General features: G+C 62.9%; 17 protein-coding genes. 5 read left to right on the top strand and 12 right to left on the bottom strand.

The genetic code is table 11. The annotated features are described in order from the left end of the window. Window positions 1-190: 190 nt before the first annotated feature. Window positions 191-673: a TIR domain-containing protein gene (locus tag JV241A_RS22495; protein ID WP_115089112.1), complete on the top strand. Its 483-nt coding sequence runs from the start codon at window positions 191-193 to the stop codon at window positions 671-673. A gap of 62 nt (window positions 674-735) precedes the next feature. Here the strand turns inward: JV241A_RS22495 and motB are convergent, their stop codons facing one another. Both motB and motA read right to left on the bottom strand, forming a co-directional pair. Further along, window positions 736-1,758 carry a flagellar motor protein MotB gene (gene motB / locus JV241A_RS22500; RefSeq protein WP_115089114.1) on the bottom strand — a complete coding sequence of 341 codons (1,023 nt, stop codon included), beginning with the start codon at window positions 1,756-1,758 and terminating at the stop codon, window positions 736-738. 3 nt (window positions 1,759-1,761) lie between these two features. Further along, entirely contained in the window at window positions 1,762-2,613 is an 852-nt protein-coding gene (gene motA, locus JV241A_RS22505) for a flagellar motor stator protein MotA (RefSeq protein WP_115089116.1), read from the bottom strand. 131 nt (window positions 2,614-2,744) lie between these two features. Between motA and JV241A_RS22510 the strand changes: the two genes are divergently transcribed. From JV241A_RS22510 to asd, 3 genes are read left to right on the top strand one after another with little or no spacing between them, the layout of a single operon-like run. Then, complete coding sequence (locus tag JV241A_RS22510) at window positions 2,745-4,280, top strand: HDOD domain-containing protein (protein WP_134064528.1); 1,536 nt, start codon at window positions 2,745-2,747, stop codon at window positions 4,278-4,280. Window positions 4,281-4,326: 46 nt separating this feature from the next. After that, on the top strand, window positions 4,327-5,136 hold the full coding sequence (locus tag JV241A_RS22515) for a rhodanese-like domain-containing protein (protein WP_115089120.1): 810 nt from the start codon (window positions 4,327-4,329) through the stop codon (window positions 5,134-5,136). 9 nt (window positions 5,137-5,145) lie between these two features. Further along, entirely contained in the window at window positions 5,146-6,009 is an 864-nt protein-coding gene (gene asd / locus JV241A_RS22520; RefSeq protein ID WP_134064530.1) for an archaetidylserine decarboxylase, read from the top strand. 100 nt (window positions 6,010-6,109) lie between these two features. On the opposite strand, the gene serB is transcribed toward asd, so the two are convergent. Next, a complete protein-coding gene (serB, locus tag JV241A_RS22525; RefSeq protein ID WP_134064532.1) occupies window positions 6,110-7,324 on the bottom strand; it encodes a phosphoserine phosphatase SerB in 1,215 nt (404 codons plus the stop codon). A 135-nt stretch (window positions 7,325-7,459) separates the two neighbouring features. Between serB and JV241A_RS22530 the strand changes: the two genes are divergently transcribed. After that, window positions 7,460-8,962: a HAMP domain-containing protein gene (locus JV241A_RS22530; RefSeq protein WP_134064534.1), complete on the top strand. Its 1,503-nt coding sequence runs from the start codon at window positions 7,460-7,462 to the stop codon at window positions 8,960-8,962. A gap of 204 nt (window positions 8,963-9,166) precedes the next feature. On the opposite strand, the gene JV241A_RS22535 is transcribed toward JV241A_RS22530, so the two are convergent. From JV241A_RS22535 to JV241A_RS22575, 9 genes are all read right to left on the bottom strand, one after another. Next, window positions 9,167-9,871 (bottom strand): ABC-type transport auxiliary lipoprotein family protein, encoded by a 705-nt coding sequence (locus JV241A_RS22535; RefSeq protein ID WP_115089130.1) that lies wholly within the window; start codon window positions 9,869-9,871, stop codon window positions 9,167-9,169. Between the two features lie 176 nt (window positions 9,872-10,047). After that, entirely contained in the window at window positions 10,048-12,306 is a 2,259-nt protein-coding gene (gene parC / locus JV241A_RS22540) for a DNA topoisomerase IV subunit A (RefSeq protein ID WP_115089132.1), read from the bottom strand. A gap of 10 nt (window positions 12,307-12,316) precedes the next feature. Next, window positions 12,317-12,835 carry a TIGR02281 family clan AA aspartic protease gene (locus tag JV241A_RS22545; RefSeq protein ID WP_038997467.1) on the bottom strand — a complete coding sequence of 173 codons (519 nt, stop codon included), beginning with the start codon at window positions 12,833-12,835 and terminating at the stop codon, window positions 12,317-12,319. Continuing rightward, window positions 12,832-13,818: an esterase-like activity of phytase family protein gene (locus tag JV241A_RS22550; protein WP_115089134.1), complete on the bottom strand. Its 987-nt coding sequence runs from the start codon at window positions 13,816-13,818 to the stop codon at window positions 12,832-12,834. Before JV241A_RS22550 ends, JV241A_RS22545 begins: the two co-directional genes overlap by 4 nt. Further along, window positions 13,815-15,719: a DNA topoisomerase IV subunit B gene (gene parE, locus JV241A_RS22555; protein ID WP_134064536.1), complete on the bottom strand. Its 1,905-nt coding sequence runs from the start codon at window positions 15,717-15,719 to the stop codon at window positions 13,815-13,817. The genes JV241A_RS22550 and parE overlap by 4 nt, the downstream gene beginning before the upstream one ends. Before the next feature lie 36 nt (window positions 15,720-15,755). Continuing rightward, window positions 15,756-16,364 (bottom strand): YqiA/YcfP family alpha/beta fold hydrolase, encoded by a 609-nt coding sequence (locus JV241A_RS22560; protein WP_134064538.1) that lies wholly within the window; start codon window positions 16,362-16,364, stop codon window positions 15,756-15,758. A 103-nt stretch (window positions 16,365-16,467) separates the two neighbouring features. Further along, window positions 16,468-17,283 (bottom strand): 3',5'-cyclic-AMP phosphodiesterase, encoded by an 816-nt coding sequence (gene cpdA, locus JV241A_RS22565; protein ID WP_115089140.1) that lies wholly within the window; start codon window positions 17,281-17,283, stop codon window positions 16,468-16,470. A gap of 84 nt (window positions 17,284-17,367) precedes the next feature. Then, on the bottom strand, window positions 17,368-17,820 hold the full coding sequence (locus JV241A_RS22570; protein ID WP_045193762.1) for a DUF1249 domain-containing protein: 453 nt from the start codon (window positions 17,818-17,820) through the stop codon (window positions 17,368-17,370). Then, window positions 17,811-18,431: an NUDIX domain-containing protein gene (locus JV241A_RS22575; protein ID WP_115089142.1), complete on the bottom strand. Its 621-nt coding sequence runs from the start codon at window positions 18,429-18,431 to the stop codon at window positions 17,811-17,813. Before JV241A_RS22575 ends, JV241A_RS22570 begins: the two co-directional genes overlap by 10 nt. Between the last annotated feature and the right edge of the window lie 165 nt (window positions 18,432-18,596).

An 18,596-nucleotide genomic window follows, 5' to 3' on the forward strand; every position in this document is an offset into this window, starting at 1 on the left:
CAAACAAGTAGGGCGCATCTTGTTTGTTGGTCGTACCTTGCTGTCCGGAAGACTTTCGCTGATTGTCACCTTTCAAGATTCGCCGCCATGAAGCGAATCAACCCATGCCCTGCGTATGAAAGGAATCAACCATGACAATTCAGCTTTTGCGCATCGATGCCACTCCCTCCAGCGTGGGAGGGCACTACTGATGCCAGTCTTTATCAGTTATCGCCACAGCGAACGCCTGGACGCCTTCATTATCAATGAACGGCTCAAGCTCGAAGGCATCAGTACCCAACTGGACCTGTTCGACAGTGGGGCGCAGCAGACCACCGACGATATCAGCGGCATCATCCGCCGCAACATCAGCCAGTGCACTCATCTGATCGCCGTGCTCGCCCCCGAGACCGCCGATGCCTGGTGGGTACCCTTCCAGCTCGGCGCCGCCACCCTGGTCAACCGCCGGGTAGCCTTCTACCAGTGCGCAGAGGCTACATTGCCGGCGTATCTGGAAAAGTGGCCAACCATGACCAACCGCGAACACATCGACCTGTACGTTCGCGCCTACCATGACGAGCAGACCTTCAAGCGCTCCATCGACAGTGAAGCCTGCGAGGCCAATGCCACCAACCGCTCCAACGCCGACTTCTTCCATGCCGACCTGAAGGCCAAGATCCGCCGCGGCTTCTAGCCTGTAGCGCAAAAAAACGCCCGTGGGCATCGCTGCGCACGGGCGTTTTCACGCAAGCAGGCTTACTGCTTGTTTTCGTCCATCTTCAACACGCCGTCTTCGAAGATGTTCAGCTTCTGACGCAACTCCCGTGGCTGCATCGGCTCGGGCTCGGCCGCCGGGGCCTGCTCTTGCGTTGCACCCGGTGCCGGCGTCGCGGTGCCTGGCTGTGCGGCATCGGGGGCGGCAGGCTGGTTCTGCTCGCCTTCGATGGTGCGCTGGGCCTTCTTGGTCAGGACGATGATGTCGATACGGCGGTTGACCGGATTGAGCGGGTTCTGCCGGTCGAACAACGACGACGAGGCATAGCCCACCACCCGCGCCACCTGGGTATCCGGGTAGCCACCGGCGACCAGCGCGCGACGGGCCGCGTTGGCGCGGTTGGCCGACAGCTCCCAGTTGCCGAAGTCACCAGTACCGGCGTACGGCTTGGCATCGGTATGGCCACTGATGCTGATCTTGTTCGGCACCGCCTTGATGGTATCGGCCATCGCCAGCAGGATGTCCTCGAAGTACGGCTGCAAGCGCGCGCTGCCAAGGTCGAACATCGGCCGGTTCTCGGCGTCCATGATCTGGATGCGCAGCCCGTCCTGGGTGATCTCGAAGAGAATCTGGTCCTTGAACTTCTGCAGCTGCGGGTTCTCTTCGACCTTGTTCTGCAGCTCCTGCAGCAGCAATTCCAGGCGCTCGCGCTCGACCTGCTCGGCCATGCTCTCGACCTTGTCCTGGTCCAGCTGCAGGCTGGTGTCAGGTGTCGGCTCGGACTTCACTTCCGGGTTAATGGTCTTTTCCGGGGCGAGTTGGGGCGAACCGCCCAGATCGATGATGTAGGGTGTACCGCTTTCGGAGAAACCGATCGGGTCCTTGAAATAGCCGGCAATGGCAATCTTCTGCTCGGGCGTGGCCGTCGACAGCAGCCACAGCACCAGGAAGAACGCCATCATCGCCGTGGCAAAGTCGGCGAAGGCAATCTTCCAGGCGCCACCGTGGTGGCCGTCGCCAAAGCGCTTGATGCGCTTGACGATAATGGGCTGATTATTTTCCATGGCTTAGCGACCGCGAACTGCTTGTTCCAGCTCGGCGAAGCTCGGGCGGTGGGCAGGGAAAAGCACCTTGCGCCCGAATTCCACGGCCAGCGATGGCGGCATGCCCGAGGCCGAAGCCACCAGCGAGGCCTTGATCGCCTCATAGACGTTCAGCTCTTCCTTGGCGTCATGGCGCAAGGACGTGGCCAGCGGGCCGAAGAAACCGTACGCGGCGAGAATACCGAAGAAGGTACCGACCAGCGCTGCACCGACGTGCAGGCCGATGGACTTCTGGTCGCCATCGCCCAGCGAGGCCATGGTCACCACGATCCCCAGTACCGCGGCAACGATACCGAAACCCGGCATGCCGTCGGCGATGCCGTTGACGGCATGGGACGGGTGCTCGAGTTCTTCCTTCATGCTCAGCAGCTCCATGTCGAACAGGCCCTCAAGCTCGTGCGGGGCCATGTTGCCGGTGGACATGATGCGCAGGTAGTCACAGATGAACGCGGTCATGCGTTCATCACCCAGTACCGCCGGATACTTGGCGAAAATCGGGCTGGCAGCGGCGTCTTCGATATCGGCTTCGATCGCCATCATGCCTTCGCGACGGGATTTGTTGAGAATCTCGTAGACCAGGCCCAACACCTCGATATAGAAGGTGTGGGTAAAACGCGTGCCGAACATCTTCAGCGACTTCTTGACTACATGCATGGTCATGTAGCCAGGGTTGGCCTGGAGGAACGCACCGAATGCAGCGCCACCGATAATCAGCACTTCGAAAGGCTGGATCAGGGCCGCAATCTTGCCGTGGGAAAGTACATATCCGCCGAGCACACTCGCGAATACGACGATGATGCCGATAATTTTAGCCATAGATAGAAAGCACTTACTGTCGTGGTCAGGGTCGTGAGCGGAAGTTAAAAAAACTCTTCTTCTACTTATCGGCAGAACTGCGCCAGACTATAGTCAGTCAAGGCGAAAAGCCAGTTCGGCCTACCTCCAGCATGCCTATTGAAACCATCGTGCCAAGTCAAACACCAAAAACACTCGATGCCTGGGTCAAGCTCCTCGACAGCGTACGCTTGCCAGTTCCGCTGGCCAGTTACGAGCGGGTAAAAATCGCCATCGGCGATAGCCGCCGCTCGTTGCGCGACATCGCCGAACTGATGCAGGACAGCCCGGCACTGGTGCTCAGTGTCATGCGTGAGGCCAACCACCACAGCAATACCAGCACCGGCGAGGCAGCCGAGAGCCTGGAGGTCGCGCTCAACCGCCTGGGCCTGGCGCGCACGGCGGAGTTGCTGGAACGCCTGCCGGCCATGCCCGAGGGCGAGATTGCGCCAACCCTGCGTCAGTTGCAGGTTGTCAGCCAGCATGCCAGCCAGCAAGCCAACGGCCTGTTCGCCAGCCGCCTGGCGCGCCTGTGGCAAGAGATTCACTGGGGCAGCCTGTTGTTCCTCTCGCCGCTGTGGCCGCTGGCGCTGACTCATCCCAAGCTCCTTGATGAGTGGGAGCTGCGCGTGGTGCATAGGGGCGAATCGGCACCCAGGGTGGAAATAGAGCTGTTCGGCGTCCGGGTCATGAGCCTGTGCAAGGCCCTGGCGGAACACTGGCGCCTGCCGGACTGGGTAACACGCGGTTACCATTTGCTCCAGGAAGAGCGCCGGTTACTGGCCCAGGCGATCCTCATCGCCCGTGACCAGGACAGTCTGCACCAGCAACAGCACCTCGACGATCAGCCGAGCTTGCGCCGCTGGTTCAATCAGCCGGCCAATACCGTGCTACTGGCCAACGGCCTGGCCCTGGCCGCGCAGGTGGGCTGGACCAATCCGCACGTGCAGCGCTGGCAATTGCTCACCAGCCTTTACCTGCAAACTCCGCTGGACGACGTGCAGCAACTGGTGCACCAACAAGCCGCGATCAGCGCCCGTCATCACGCCTGCCCAGGCCTGTTCCACCCGGCCGAATCCCTGCTCTGGCCTTGGCATCAGCAACGCCTGCACCAAGGTCAGATCGCCCCTGCGCCCCCTTCGGCTCAAGCCCTGGGTATCTGGCGCAAGCTCTGCGGCGAGTTGCTGGCCGAGCCCAGCCCGTTCAGCAATGCCATCCACCTGACCACCCTTGCCCGCGACGCCCTGATCGCCTGCGGCATGCAGCGGGTGATGCTGCTGATGACCGACAAGACCCAGAGCCAGTTGCGGGTCCATCAGATTGCCGGCGTGCCGGCAGATGCCGCCAGCCTGGTGCTGCCCATCGACCAGAGCAAATTGCTGCAACGCTTGTTGAGCAAATCGGCGCAACTGCGCCTGACCCCGGAAAACCACGCCCAGTTCTCGGCCCTGCTGCCGGCCAGCCTGCGCGCACTGTTTCGCAGCGAGCACCTGTTGCTGCGCTCATTGTCGAGCAATGGCCGGGGGGTGATGCTGCTGGTCGCCGACCAGGGCGGCAAGCCATTGGCGGACGTCAGCGTGCAAGCCTTCGGCAAAACTGCGCAATGTATCGAGCGGGCCCTGACCGCCTTCAGCAACCGCAGCGCCTGAGCCATGCGCTACAATCGCCCCCTCTGTTCCGCTCTGGAGACTCTGGATGACTGACTTTTCTGGCTTGCCCCTGGTAATCGAGCCGGCTGACCTGCAAGCCCGGCTGGATGCGCCAGAGCTGATCCTGGTCGACCTGACCAGCGTTAACCGCTACGCCAGCGGGCATATTCCCGGTGCACGCTTCGTCGACCCGAAGCGCACGCAGCTGGGCCAGCCTCCAGCGCCGGGCCTGTTGCCGGCCAAGGCCGACCTGGAAAAACTGTTTGCCGAGCTCGGCCATAACGCCAATGCGGTCTACGTGGTCTATGACGACGAAGGCGGCGGCTGGGCCGGGCGCTTCATCTGGTTGCTGGATGTCATCGGTCATTGCCGTTACCACTACCTCAACGGTGGCGCTCAGGCGTGGCCGGCGAGCACCCTCAGCACTGAAGTACCGGCCAATGCCAGCGGCACGCTCAACCTGACCCTGCACGAAGAGCCAACGGCCACCCGCGAATACCTGCAAAGCCGCCTCGGCGCCGCCGACCTGGCGATCTGGGACGCGCGCAGCCCGGCTGAGTACCGGGGCGAGAAAGTCCTGGCTGCCAAGGGCGGGCACATTCCCGGCGCAGTCAATTTCGAGTGGACCGCCGGCATGGACATGAACGATGCCCTGCGCATCCGCAAGGACATGCCCGAGATCCTCGAACAGCTCGGCATCAGCAAAGACAAGGAAGTGGTCACCCACTGCCAGACTCATCACCGTTCCGGCTTTACCTACCTGGTGGCCAAGCATCTGGGCTACCCTCGGGTCAAAGCCTATGCCGGATCCTGGGGCGAATGGGGCAACCACCCCGACACCCCTGTCGAAGTTTAAGGAAACCTAATGAAATCCCGCTTGTTCATCATCAGCCAGTACCTGCTGCCTCACCACCTGCTCTCGCGCCTGGCCGGCTGCATCGCCGAATGCCGCGTGCGCTGGTTCAAGAACGCCTTCACCAGCTGGTTCGCCAAGCGCTACCAGGTGGACATGTCCCAGGCCCTGGTCGAAGACGTCACCGCCTACGAGCACTTCAACGCCTTCTTCACCCGCGCCCTCAAGCCGGGTGCGCGTCCGCTGGACGAAACCCCGGGGGCGATCCTCTGCCCGGCCGACGGTGCCGTCAGCCAGCTCGGCCCGATCGAGCACGGCCGCATCTTCCAGGCCAAGGGCCACAGCTTCAGCGCCCTGGAACTGCTGGGCGGCGACCCTGCCAATGCCGCGCCGTTCATGGGTGGCGAGTTCGCTACCATCTACCTGTCGCCCAAGGACTACCACCGCGTGCATATGCCGCTGGCCGGCACCCTGCGCGAGATGATCTACGTGCCGGGCCGGCTGTTCTCGGTCAACCAGACCACTGCCGAAAACGTTCCGGAACTGTTCGCCCGCAACGAGCGAGTCGTCTGCCTGTTCGATACCGAACGCGGGCCGATGGCCGTGGTGCTGGTGGGCGCGATGATCGTCGCCTCGATCGAAACCGTCTGGGCTGGGCTGGTCACGCCACCCAAGCGTGAACTGAAAACCGTGCGCTACGACGAAGCCAGCCGTGCGCCGATCCATCTGGAAAAAGGCGCCGAACTGGGCCGTTTCAAGCTGGGTTCGACTGCTGTCGTGCTGTTCGGGCCAGAGCAAGTGAAGTGGGCCGAAGAACTTGGCGCCAGCTCGGCGGTGAGCATGGGCCAGCGCCTGGCACTGCCAGCACAAGCCTGAAAATGAAAAAGCCCGCATCAATGCGGGCTTTTTAATACCTGTGGGAGCGGGCTTGCCCCGCGATGAGGCCGGTAAAACCAAATCGGTGACGCCTGGTCCGTCAGACGCGACCGTCGCGATCCCGGAAACCCAACAGGTACAGCACACCATCCAGGCCGAGGGTCGAGATCGCCTGCTTGGCCGACTGCTTGACCAGCGGCTTGGCCCGGAAAGCCACGCCCAGGCCGGCAATCGCCAGCATCGGCAGGTCGTTGGCGCCGTCACCGACGGCAATGGTCTGCTCCATCTGCAGGCCTTCCTTGCGCGCCAGCTCGCCAAGCAGGTCGGCTTTGCGCTGGGCATCGACGATCGGCTCGACCGCCACACCCGTTACCTTGCCATCGACCACTTCCAGCTCGTTGGCGAACACATAATCGATGCCCAGCTTGGCTTGCAGTTGCTTGGCAAAATAGGTGAAGCCGCCGGAGAGGATGGCCGTCTTGTAGCCCAGGCGCTTGAGCTCGGCGAACAGCGTCTCGGCGCCTTCGGTCAGGCGCAGCGAAGCACCGATCTCGTCCAGTACGCCAACGTCCAGACCCTTGAGCAGCGCCAGGCGCTCCTTGAAGCTGGCACGGAAATCCAGCTCGCCGCGCATGGCCCGCTCGGTGATTTCGGAAACCTGCTCGCCTACACCGGCGGCCTTGGCCAGCTCGTCAATGACTTCGGCTTCGATCAACGTCGAGTCCATGTCGAACACCGCCAGGCGGCGGTTGCGACGGAACAGCGAATCCTGCTGGAAGGCGATGTCGACGTTCAGTTCCTGGGCGACGCTGAGGAACTCGGCGCGCAGGGCCTGCGGATCAGCCGGCTCGCCACGTACCGAGAACTCGATGCAGCCCTTGCTCTGCTCAGCCGGCGTATCCAGTGCCACACGACCCGACAGGCGATCGATATGGTCGATATTCAGACCGTACTTGGCCGTGATCGAGCTGACGCGCTGCAATTGTTCGGCAGTGACCTTGCGGGTCAGCAGGGTGACGATATGTCGGGCCTTGCCCTGACCTTCGACCCAATTCTGGTAGTCGGCTTCGGAAACCGGGGTAAAACGTACCTGCTGGTCGAGTTCGTAGCCCGCAAACAGGATGTTCTTGAGCACCGATGAGGCCTTCTCGGTATCCGGGATTTCGACCAGGATGCCAAAGGACAGGGTGTCGTGAATCACCGCCTGACCGATGTCGAGGATGTTCACACCACCCTGGGCCAGGACGCCGGTGATGGCCGCGGTAAGACCCGGGCGGTCTTCACCGGTGATGTTAATCAGAACGATTTCGCGCAAGACGGGCTCCGACTCATTGAAAAAAAGCGCATTCTACCGATTTTCGCTGACCATCGGGCGCAGTCGATACTTTGCCCGCCCCTGAGCGCTCGCTATACTGCGCAGCAACTTCTCCGACATAAAGAGCCGCGCTCTGTGAACCGGCCCACGCCCGTTAAGACCGACAACTTCTTCCTGCTGATCTTCCACGCCCTGCGCCAACGCCGAATACCGCTGGCGCTGCGTATCGCCTGCCATAACGTGTTCCTGGTGGCACTGGCGCTGGTGATCTACGCCTGCGTGATGGGCCTACAGTTCAAGGAGGCCATGCATGAGCAAGCCGATGCCCTTGGGCAGAGCCTGACCACCCAGACTGCTACCTCGGCCACCGAGCTGCTGGTGTCCAACGACATCCTCAGCCTCAACGTGTTGCTCGGCAACCTGGTGAAGAATCCGCTGGTGGCCCACGCGGCGATCTACAGCGTCGACAACCGGATCCTCGCCGAAGCCGGCCAGCGCCCGAAAAACGGCCTGCTGGGCGAGGCCGAAGGCCTGTACCAGACCAAGATCACCTTCCAGGATGTAACTGCCGGGCAACTGCGCATCAGCCTGGACATGAGCCAGTTCCAGCAACCGCTGACCATCAGCCTGCAGAGCATGGGCATCCTCGCCGGTATCCTGCTGGCCCTGGCATTGGCCATGAGCCTGCGCCTGGGTCGCTATATCTCCACGCCGCTGTTGCAGCTGCGGGTCTGGCTGCGCGACATCAACGAGTTCACCCCGGCGATCGAGCGCCAGGATGAAATCGGTGACCTGGCGCGCCAGCTGCACACGCGCCTGGCCCCGCCGCCACGGGAAGTCGAGCCGGAAGAAGAAGCCGAAGAATCCTTCGACGAGGATGAACCGGAGTTCGAAGTGCGCAACTTGCGTGACCCGAGCTTCGACGAACAACCTGCCGTGAGCAAGGCCGCCAAACCGGTAAAACCTGCGGCGGATGACGACAGCGATGATGCCTTCGCCGACCTGCTCGACGAAGACCACAGCGCCGCCCCTGCCCCGGCTGCCCCGATCAACCGCGAGCCACAGGCCAGCGCCGTGCTGGCGGTGCAACTGGGCTCCCAGGAGCAACTACGGCGTCTGCCACGCACGCGCTTGACCGAGCTGCTGGAACGCTACCGCGACTGCCTCGACCAGGCTGCCTCGCTGTATGAAAGCGAAATGCACACGCTCAACGACGGCAGCACCCTGCTGTTGTTCCACAGCCAGGACAGCGGCGAGGACTACCTCACCAATGCCATCTGCTGTGGCGAGCTGCTGCGCGCCCTGGGCCATGCCCTGCAGATCGAAGTGGCTGACAGCGGCATCACCCTGCAGTTGCAACTGGGCCTGGCCCTGGGTGAAGACCTGCACGGCCTGAGCCAGATCGACCTGCTGCTGACTGAAAAGGCCCAGGACGCCCTGGCCCTGTCGCAGCACAGCCGCAACCTGCTGCTGGTCGAGCGCAAGATCAGCGACGATGCCCTGGTGCGCCAGCGCGCGCGCATTCGCCCGATCGCCAGCCCCGAAGGCGCCTGCTGTGTCGAGCGCTTGATGGAGCCGTATCCGTCGATGCTGGAGCGGCAATTGGCGCGGATGCATGAGCGCCGGGTCAAGAGCTGAGCCCCTGCTACACAAAAAGCCCGCAGTGATGCGGGCTTTTTTATTGCTGACCTGTGGGAGCTGGCTTGCCAGCGATGAGGACAGACCCGTGCTGGCTGACTTACGACCGCTTCACGGCCGATCGCTGGCAAGCCAGCTCCCACAGGTAAGATGAGCGCCCACAAAAAAGCCCGCATCACTGCGGGCTTTTTGTAACCACTCGACTCAGAAGCGGAACACTTCCAGATCAGTACGAATCGGCGTAGCCAAAGGAATCTTCGATTTCTCCGGCTCTTTACGCACCTGAACCGGCGCGGCCTTCTTCGGTTGTTCTTCAACCACTGCAGGCTGATTGGCCAGCGGCTTCAAGGCAATGCTCAACTGCTCGGCGAGCTTTTGCAGCAACTGGCCCTGGGCTTGAACCTGGGCAGACTCGCTACCCTGGTGCTGTTGCTCCAGGTGCACGATGCGGTTGTCACGGACCTGGCCACGGCGGTCCAGCAGGCGCCACTGGGCGTCGAGGATCGCTGGCTGGTTGGTACCGGAGTCCAGGCGGGTAATCGACAGCAGAACCTGTACATCCGGGGTAAAGCCGGTGCTGGCCGGGGCCAGGACCACGCGCTGGCTGTCCAGGCGCCAGGCCAGCTGACGGACCAGCAACTGGTCGATGTCTGCCGACAGGCTACCGGCCCAACGGCCATCGGTGGCTGCGGTCAGGCTACCATCGGCCTGACGCTGCAGCAGGGTCTCGCGTTGCAGGTAATCGGCGATCGACACAGGGCCGAGCACCACCGCCATGCCAGCGCTTTGCTTGGGTTGGCCAGGCTCACCGCTGTCGAGCTGATACAGGGATACCGGCTGGTGCATGCTGCAACCGGCCAATCCGAGCACGCCACACAGCAGAACCAACGGAAGGCGCAGAAATTTCATCATCCCATCCAGGCGGTCGCCACAAGGCAAACCGCAGTGATACTCATATAGATTCGTTTGGATACACAGCCACGCTGGTACCGCAAGGAGCCTATCATCCGCGAAATAGCGGCTCGACTCCAGTGTTTCAACCGCGAACGGGCACGAAAATACCCGTTCAGGCTGTCTAACCCGGCTTATCCGGGTATTTCGACCAACAGCGCGTCAACCCGCTGGAAGCCACGGGGCAGCTTGTTGCCACGGCGCCCGCGCTCACCCTTGTAATGTTCGAGATCGTCGGCCTTGAGAGACAGGGTACGCTTGCCGGCCTGCAATACAAGCGTCGCACCGTCAGGAATGACCGCCAGATCGGTAACAAATTCTTCACGCGAGGCGACCCGGTCACCCGGGATACCGATGATCTTGTTGCCCTTGCCTTTACCCAGCTGCGGCAGGTCGCTGATCTTGAAGATCAGCAGCCGACCTTCGGTGGTCACCGCTGCCAGCCAGTTATGCTCACGGTCGGCCACGGGCCGCGGCGCAATGACCTTGGCGCCGTTCGGCAGGCTGAGCAGGGCTTTACCGGCCTTGTTCTTGGCCTGCAGGTCTTCGCCCTTGACCACGAAGCCGTAGCCGGCGTCGGAGGCGATCACATACAGGGCGTCATCTTCAGGCAACAGCACGCAATCGAAGCTCGCGCCCGGCGGCGGCGTCAGGCGGCCGGTCAGCGGCTCGCCCTGGCCACGAGCCGATGGCAAGGTATGGGCGGCCAGCGAGTAGCTGCGGCCAGTGGAGTCGATAAGCACGGCAAACTGATTCGAGCGCCCGGCGGCGGCGGCCTTGAAGCCATCGCCCGCCTTGTACGACAACCCCGTGGCGTCGATATCATGACCCTTGGCGCAACGCACCCAGCCCTTCTCCGACAGCACCACGGTGACCGGCTCGGTCGGCATCAGCTCGTTTTCCGACAGGGCCTTGGCTTCGGCACGCTCGACGATTGGCGAACGGCGGTCGTCGCCATAGGTTTCGGCATCCTTGATCAGCTCGGCTCGTACCAGCTTGCGCAGCTTGGTTTCGCTACCGAGCAGGGCGGTCAACTTGGCTTGTTCCTTGGCCAGCTCGTCCTGCTCGTTGCGGATCTTCATCTCTTCCAGGCGCGCCAACTGGCGCAGACGCGTCTCGAGGATGTACTCGGCCTGGGTTTCGGTCAGGTCAAAACGGGCGATCAGCGCGGCTTTTGGCTGGTCCTCGGTACGGATGATGTGGATCACTTCATCCAGGTTGAGGAAGGCTACCAACAGGCCTTCGAGCAGGTGCAGGCGGCGTTCGACCTTGTCCAGGCGGAATTTCAGTCGGCGGCGCACCGTCTGCACGCGGAATTCCAGCCACTCGACCAGCAGCGCCCGCAGGTTCTTCAACTGCGGGCGGCCGTCCAGACCGATGATGTTGACGTTTACCCGGTAGCTGGACTCAAGGTCGGTAGTCGCGAACAGGTGCTGCATCAGCTCGTCGAGGTCGACCCGGTTGGAACGGGCGATGATGACGATTCGGCACGGGTTCTCGTGGTCCGACTCGTCGCGCAGGTCGGCGACCATCGGCAGCTTCTTGGCCTGCATCTGTGCGGCGATCTGCTCCAGCACCTTGGCCCCGGAGACCTGGTGCGGCAGCGCGGTGACGACGATATCGCCGTCCTCGATGCGATACACCGCGCGCATGCGCACCGAACCACGGCCGCTTTCGTAGATTTTCAACAGCTCGGCGCGCGGGGTGATGATCTCGGCTTCGGTCGGGTAGTCCGGGCCCTGGATATGCTCGCAAAGCTGCTCGACCGTGGCCTTGGGCTCATCGAGCAGACGCACGCAGGCCGAGGCGACTTCGCGCAGGTTGTGCGGCGGCACGTCGGTGGCCATGCCCACGGCGATACCGGTGGTACCGTTGAGCAGGATGTTCGGCAGACGCGCCGGAAGCACCGCAGGCTCGTCGAGGGTACCGTCGAAGTTCGGCACCCAGTCTGCCGTGCCCTGGCCCAGTTCGCTGAGCAGCACTTCTGAGTAACGCGACAGGCGTGCCTCGGTGTAACGCATGGCAGCGAAGGACTTCGGATCGTCCGGCGCACCCCAGTTGCCCTGGCCATCGACCAGGGTGTAGCGGTAGCTGAACGGCTGCGCCATCAGCACCATGGCTTCGTAGCAAGCCGAATCGCCATGGGGGTGGAACTTGCCGAGCACGTCACCGACGGTACGCGCCGACTTCTTGTGCTTGGAGTCGGCGTCCAGGCCCAGTTCGCTCATGGCGTAGACGATGCGCCGTTGCACCGGCTTCAGGCCGTCGCCGATATGCGGCAAGGCCCGGTCCATGATCACGTACATGGAGTAGTTGAGGTAGGCCTGTTCGGTGAAGTCAGCCAGTGACCGGCGCTCTACGCCATCGAGGCTGAGATCAAGGGAGTCGCTCATGCGGGCCTCATCATTTCAGGTTCTGGCGCAGCAGCAAGGTGCCGCCACGCTGGGTAAATTCGAGTTGTTTCAGGGCACTCATGCCCAGTAATACCTGTTCGCCATCCAGCCCCGGCACCACCAGCGCGCGCACATTGCGCAGGAGGATATCGCCCAGTTGCAGCTGATCCAGCCGCGTGCGGTAGCCCTGGGTGCGGCCATTGGCGGTACTCAGCATCACCGGCGCACCGCGCTCCAGGCCAAGCTTGCCGGCCAGGGCTTCGGGAATCGCCACGTCGGTCGCCCCGGTATCGAGCAGAAAATGTACCGTCTGACCGTTTATCCGGCCATCGGCGACGAAATGTCCCTGGCCATTACCGGCCAGTTGCACTTCGATGTAACCCTCGCCATGTTGCGAGGTGACCACGGCATTGGGGTTGGCCTGACGCTGTTCCCACTCGCCGAAAAAGCGCGTGGCCAGGAACAGACCGGCCGCCCAGGCGAGGATCAGCAGTATCCGGCCTGCACGCTTGCCCGGCGGCTGGCTCACGATTTGGCACTCCAGCCACCGGCCGGCGCGGCAAAGCGCCAGACGATCGGTCGCGATTCGCCGTCCTGGCGGGTCGCACCGTTGTTGTCCAGGCCGATCCAGGCGCCCTTGTCATCGATCACCAGCGCTTCGGCCAAGCCAAAGGGCTGTGAGTAACGCCGAGGTTCGGCCAGGGCATCGGCGGCAAATGACCAGCAGCGTTCGACCTTGGCAGTCTGCGCGTCCCGCCGGCAGATCCGGTAGGCATTGCGTTCCAGGGTAAAAAGCTTGTCGTTGAACAGCGCCAGGTCGGCAAAGTCCCGCGCGACCGGGCGCGGCTTGGCCATCTGCGGCGGTTGCATCTCGACCCCGGCTTCGCTGAGCAGCACGCAGCCGTTGCCACAGTTCCAGGTGGTTTGCTGGCGATTGATCAACAGCAGGCCACGGCGCTCGCGCTCGGCCGCCAGCCAGATACGGTCACCGGCCGGGCTCACCGCCAGGCCTTCGAACAGCGCGTTGAAATGCAACAACATGCCGCTGGCCCGCGCCTGGCGGACCATGCTCGAGTCGATCTTCAGCCAGTTGGGCGCGCCCTCCACCGGGACCTGCAGCACTGCCGCATGGGCTTCGCTGACCAGGTAGTGATTGCCGGCGGCATCGCAGCTCAGGCCTTCAAAATCCAGCTCGCCGCCGCGCACCTGCGAGGCGGCCCAGGTACGCGAACGCAAGCCCCACGGCAAGCCGCTTTCCGGTACCGGTGGTACCTCCATGTGCAGCGCTTGCGCTTGCCACACGGAGGCCGAGGTATCCAGGCGGTAGAGCAGTTCGTCGTCACGGTCAGAAACCGCCCACAGGCCGCCACGGCATTCGCTCAAGCCGGACAGGTTGCCGCCGCGCATGCCTTCGACCGGGTGCTCGGCGACCAGCTTGAGTTCAGGCCACGGCGCTGCCAGTGCGGGAAGCGTCAACAGCGCCAGTGCTGCAGTCAGGGCCAGACGTATCAAGCCAGGACCTCGGCCAGGTTACCTTTGGATTCCAGCCAGCTCTTGCGATCGCCGGCGCGCTTTTTGGCCAGCAGCATGTCCATTATCTCGCGGGTGCCGTCCAGATCGTCCAGGGTCAGCTGGACCAGGCGCCGGGTGTTCGGGTCCATGGTGGTCTCGCGCAACTGCGGCGGGTTCATCTCACCCAGGCCCTTGAATCGGGTGACCTGCGGCTTGCCGCGTTTCTTCTCGGCCACCAGGCGGTCGAGGATGCCGTCGCGTTCGGCTTCGTCGAGGGCGTAGTAGATTTCCTTGCCCAGGTCGATGCGGTACAGCGGCGGCATGGCTACATACACATGGCCGGCCTCGACCAGCGGGCGGAAGTGCTGGACGAACAGCGCGCAAAGCAAGGTGGCGATGTGCAGGCCGTCGGAGTCGGCGTCGGCGAGGATGCAAATCTTGCCGTAGCGCAGCTGGCTCATGTCGGCAGCGCCGGGATCGACACCAATGGCCACGGCAATGTTGTGCACTTCCTGGCTGGCAAGCACTTCGCCGCCATCGACTTCCCAAGTGTTGAGGATCTTGCCGCGCAGCGGCAGGATGGCCTGGAACTCTTTGTCACGCGCCTGCTTGGCCGAACCACCTGCCGAGTCACCCTCGACCAGGAACAGCTCGGCGCGCATCGGGTCCTGCCCGGCACAGTCAGCCAGCTTGCCAGGCAGTGCCGGACCCTGGGTGACGCGCTTGCGCTCGACCTTCTTGCTCGCTTTCAGACGCCGGCCGGCGTTGTTGATCGCCAGTTCCGCCAGTTGCATACCCAGCTCGGGGTGGGCGTTGAGCCACAGGCTGAAGGCATCCTTGACCACGCCGGAAACGAACGCGGCGGCCTCGCGGGAGGACAGGCGCTCTTTGGTCTGCCCGGAGAACTGCGGCTCCTGCATCTTCATCGAGAACACGAAGCTGATGCGCTCCCAGACGTCTTCCGGCGCCAGCTTGACGCCGCGCGGCAGCAGGTTGCGGAACTCGCAGAACTCGCGCATGGCATCGAGCAGGCCCTGGCGCAGGCCGTTGACGTGGGTACCGCCCTGGGCCGTGGGAATCAGGTTGACGTAGCTTTCCTGGACGCTGTCGCCGCCTTCGGGCAGCCACAGCAGGGCCCAGTCGGCGGCTTCCTTGTTGCCGGCCAGGCTGCCGCAGAACGGCTCGTCGGGCAGGCGCAGGTAGTCGCTGACCGAATCGACCAGATAGGAACGCAGGCCGTCTTCGTAGTGCCACTCGACCTTCTCGCCGGTGCCTTTGTCTTCGAAGCTGACCAGCAGCCCCGGGCACAATACGGCCTTGGCCTTGAGCACATGCTTGAGGCGGCTGATGGAGAACTTCGGCGAATCGAAATACTTCGGGTCGGGGGCGAAATACACGCTGGTGCCGGTGTTGCGCTTGCCAACGCTACCGACCACTTCCAGCTCGGTGGCCTTGTAGCCATCGGCGAAGGTCATCTGGTACTCGTTGCCGTCGCGCTTGACCTTGACCCGCACCTGGCTGGACAAGGCGTTGACCACCGAAATACCGACCCCGTGCAGACCGCCGGAGAACTGGTAGTTCTTGTTGGAGAACTTGCCGCCGGCGTGCAGTTTGGTGAGGATCAGCTCGACCCCGGAGACGCCTTCTTCAGGGTGGATGTCCACCGGCATGCCGCGACCATCGTCGGACACTTCCAGGGAATGGTCGGCGTGGAGGATCACCTGCACCGACTTGGCGTGCCCGGCCAGGGCTTCGTCGACACTGTTGTCGATCACTTCCTGGGCCAGGTGGTTCGGCCGGCTGGTATCGGTGTACATGCCCGGGCGCTTGCGCACCGGGTCAAGGCCGGAGAGGACTTCGATGGCGTCTGCGTTATAGGCACTAGCGCTGGGAATGGCCATGGGTTCTCGTCGTCAGTCGTGGGTGAAAATAGGTTATCAAAATACAGAAAAATCGAGTGTTTGATACTGCTGCGGGGCAATACCGGCAAAGTTCAGCAGGGTCGGCAGGCGTTCGGCAAAACCCTGGAAGCTATGGTCGCCACCGGCCTGGATGCGCAGCGCGCAGGCGCGGTAGAACTGCTCGGCCTGGCGGTAGTCCAGGGTTTCATCGGCGGTTTGCAGCCACACCTGAAAGCGCCCAGCATCGATCGGCGCTGGCACTTCCAGTTCGGCCAGGGCCTGCACGTGGTCCAGGGTCAGTTCCCAGGTTTCGCCGGTGTAGAGGTTCTGCTGGGGTCCCAGGTAGCCGTCGAACAGCCGGTGCGGGTTGACCGCCGGATTGATCAGCAGGGCCTTGAGCCCGTGGCGCTCTGCCAGATGGGTGGCATAGTAGCCGCCGAGCGAGCTGCCGACCAGTAATGGCGATTCGAGCTCGGCAATGGCAGCTTGCAGCTGGGCGATGGCCTGGCGCGGGTGATGATGCAGAGCCGGCACCCGCAGACGCTCGCCCAGCCCCAACTGCTCCATGACCGCTACCAGCTGGCAGGCCTTCTTCGACGACGGCGCGCTGTTGAACCCGTGAATATAGAGAATCGAACCCGACATGCCGCCCCCGATGCGCCTTGAGTGCCTGGAACGCCAGGCAGGAAAGCGCGCATTTTAGCCTGTTCGACAGCAGATGGAGCAGTTTCAGCGATTTGGCAACACTCTAGTAGCCGTCGCCTTCGTAATCGACAGTGAATTCGAAGCCAGTCACCCGCGACACGCCGGTGTCGATCGAGCCATCCGGCTGCAGGCGCAGCCAGCGGTAGCCGGGGGCCTGCTCGCCAACCTTGAAGTCTTCACTGCGCGGCTCGAACTGGATGCAGGTCGACGGTGAGGCCAATAGCCGCACGCCGTCGCGAACCTGGTCCCATTCCTGGTGGATATGCCCCCAGAGCAAGGCGCGCACCTGTGGATAACCTTTGAGTACGGCAAACAGCGCATCAGCGTTGCGCAAGCCGATCGGCGCCATCCAGGCGCATTCGATAGGCACCGGCTGGTGATGGAAGCAGATCAGGTGATGGCGTTCGGGCGCTTCGCTCAAGGCCTGCTCAAGCAAGCGGAGCTGCCCGTCATCGAGCAACCCCGGCACCGAACCCGACACTGCCGAGTTGAGCATCAGAATTCGCCAGTTGCCCATATCCACCACGGGATCGAGCAGCGCGGTGCCCTGCGTCGCCTGCTCCATCGGCAACGGTTCGTCATGGTTGCCGGCAAGCCAGCGTGCCGGGGCCTGGAGGCTGGCGGTCAGGTCACGAAAACAGGTGTAGGACTCCACCGAGCCATCCTGGGACAGGTCACCGGTGGCCAGCACCAGGTCGATCCGCGGTTGCTCGTCGCGCACCCGTTCAATCACGCGCTGCAGGCTGTCGCGGGTGTTCATGCCCAGCAGCGTGCCTTGCGGGTCGGCAAACAGATGACTGTCGGTCAGTTGCACCAGGTACACCGGCGCGTCGCGAAGTGGGATCGATGGTTGCGGCAAGGGCCGACTCCTTGAACGGATTCAGCGCGATTATGGCGGCTGGCGGGCTTTGCGCAAATACTCGAAAACGACCGCCATCACATTTCAGCGAACGACGGCCAGCTCATGGCCACAGGCCAGGCAATGGCTCAGCCACTCACCGAGGAACAGATTGAGCTGGGCTTTTTCGTCCGGCTGGTGCATGGCGGCATTGGGGTACGGATAGATGCTGCGAAAACGCCGGGCGTGCTCGGCGCTGACCACCTCGGCCATGCGCGCGTCGTGGTAGACCTGCACCTCCAGCTGCGGCACCGGCAGCCAGGGCAGGCTGTGCTCCTGGCGCACGCGCAGGGTAGTGGTGTAGGGGCAGGCGAGCACTACATCGAGAACCAGGACGCCGAGCATCTGGTCGCCTTGGGTCATGCCGATCCGGCGCGAGCTCTGGGTGCTGCGCATGTCGGGCAACAGGCGCATCAAGCGCGCATAGTTGGCCTCGCAGGCAGCCTGCAACCCGACCAGATCGACCCGGTAGCGCTCGCGCAGCAGATTCACGACCATAGCCCCCTTACTTCAGCGCGGTTCAAGGCCAGCCATTGCAAGGCAATGATGGTTGCCGCGTTGGCAATTTTGCCGTCGCGCACGGCCTGCAGCGCATCCTCGAACGCCCAGACCTTGACGCGAATATCCTCGCCCTCTTCCTCCAGCCCGTGCAGGCCTCCGGCCCCAACGCTGCTGCAACGGCCCAGATAAAGATGCACAAACTCGTCGCTGCCACCCGGTGACGGAAAATATCGGGTCATCGGCCACAGCGTACTGAACACAAGCCCAGCTTCCTCCTCGGCTTCGCGGTGCGCAACTTCTTCCGGTTGCTCGTCCTTGTCGATCAGACCGGCGACCAGTTCGATCAGCCAGGGGTTTTCGACCTTGCCCATGGCGCCGACCCGGAACTGCTCGATCAGTACCACTTCATCGCGCTGGGCATCGTAAGGCAGCACGCACACAGCATCGTGACGCACGAACAGCTCGCGGCTGATCTCGCGGCCCATGCCTCCGGCAAACAGCTCGTGGCGCAGACGCACCTTGTCGAGCCGGTAAAAGCCCTTGTAGCAATTGACCTGATCGATGATCTCGACCTTGCCGGGCGTTGCGTTGTTGAACGTGTCTGACATGGGAATCCTCATTACCTCATTTACCGCATCGCGCCATCCTAACCTGCGCACCGCCGTGTTTCACCTCTTTAAAGATACCGTCCAGGCTGCGAGGATAGACACCCCGCTGGTCTATTCAGCTTAGTGGCGAACTGAAGGCCTTGCCGACGGTCCAAGTCCGATCAC

This window comes from Pseudomonas sp. JV241A, from assembly GCF_900275665.1.
Lineage (GTDB): Bacteria > Pseudomonadota > Gammaproteobacteria > Pseudomonadales > Pseudomonadaceae > Aquipseudomonas > Aquipseudomonas wadenswilerensis.

Coding starts and splice junctions, on each gene's coding strand:
- JV241A_RS22575 (WP_115089142.1), bottom strand. CDS start 18,431: ATGTCAGACACGTTCAACAACGCAACGCCCGGCAAGGTCGAGATCATC.
- JV241A_RS22495 (WP_115089112.1), top strand. CDS start 191: ATGCCAGTCTTTATCAGTTATCGCCACAGCGAACGCCTGGACGCCTTC.
- motA (WP_115089116.1), bottom strand. CDS start 2,613: ATGGCTAAAATTATCGGCATCATCGTCGTATTCGCGAGTGTGCTCGGC.
- JV241A_RS22510 (WP_134064528.1), top strand. CDS start 2,745: ATGCCTATTGAAACCATCGTGCCAAGTCAAACACCAAAAACACTCGAT.
- JV241A_RS22515 (WP_115089120.1), top strand. CDS start 4,327: ATGACTGACTTTTCTGGCTTGCCCCTGGTAATCGAGCCGGCTGACCTG.
- motB (WP_115089114.1), bottom strand. CDS start 1,758: ATGGAAAATAATCAGCCCATTATCGTCAAGCGCATCAAGCGCTTTGGC.
- JV241A_RS22560 (WP_134064538.1), bottom strand. CDS start 16,364: ATGTCGGGTTCGATTCTCTATATTCACGGGTTCAACAGCGCGCCGTCG.
- parC (WP_115089132.1), bottom strand. CDS start 12,306: ATGAGCGACTCCCTTGATCTCAGCCTCGATGGCGTAGAGCGCCGGTCA.
- asd (WP_134064530.1), top strand. CDS start 5,146: ATGAAATCCCGCTTGTTCATCATCAGCCAGTACCTGCTGCCTCACCAC.
- JV241A_RS22570 (WP_045193762.1), bottom strand. CDS start 17,820: ATGGTCGTGAATCTGCTGCGCGAGCGCTACCGGGTCGATCTGGTCGGG.
- parE (WP_134064536.1), bottom strand. CDS start 15,719: ATGGCCATTCCCAGCGCTAGTGCCTATAACGCAGACGCCATCGAAGTC.
- JV241A_RS22535 (WP_115089130.1), bottom strand. CDS start 9,871: ATGAAATTTCTGCGCCTTCCGTTGGTTCTGCTGTGTGGCGTGCTCGGA.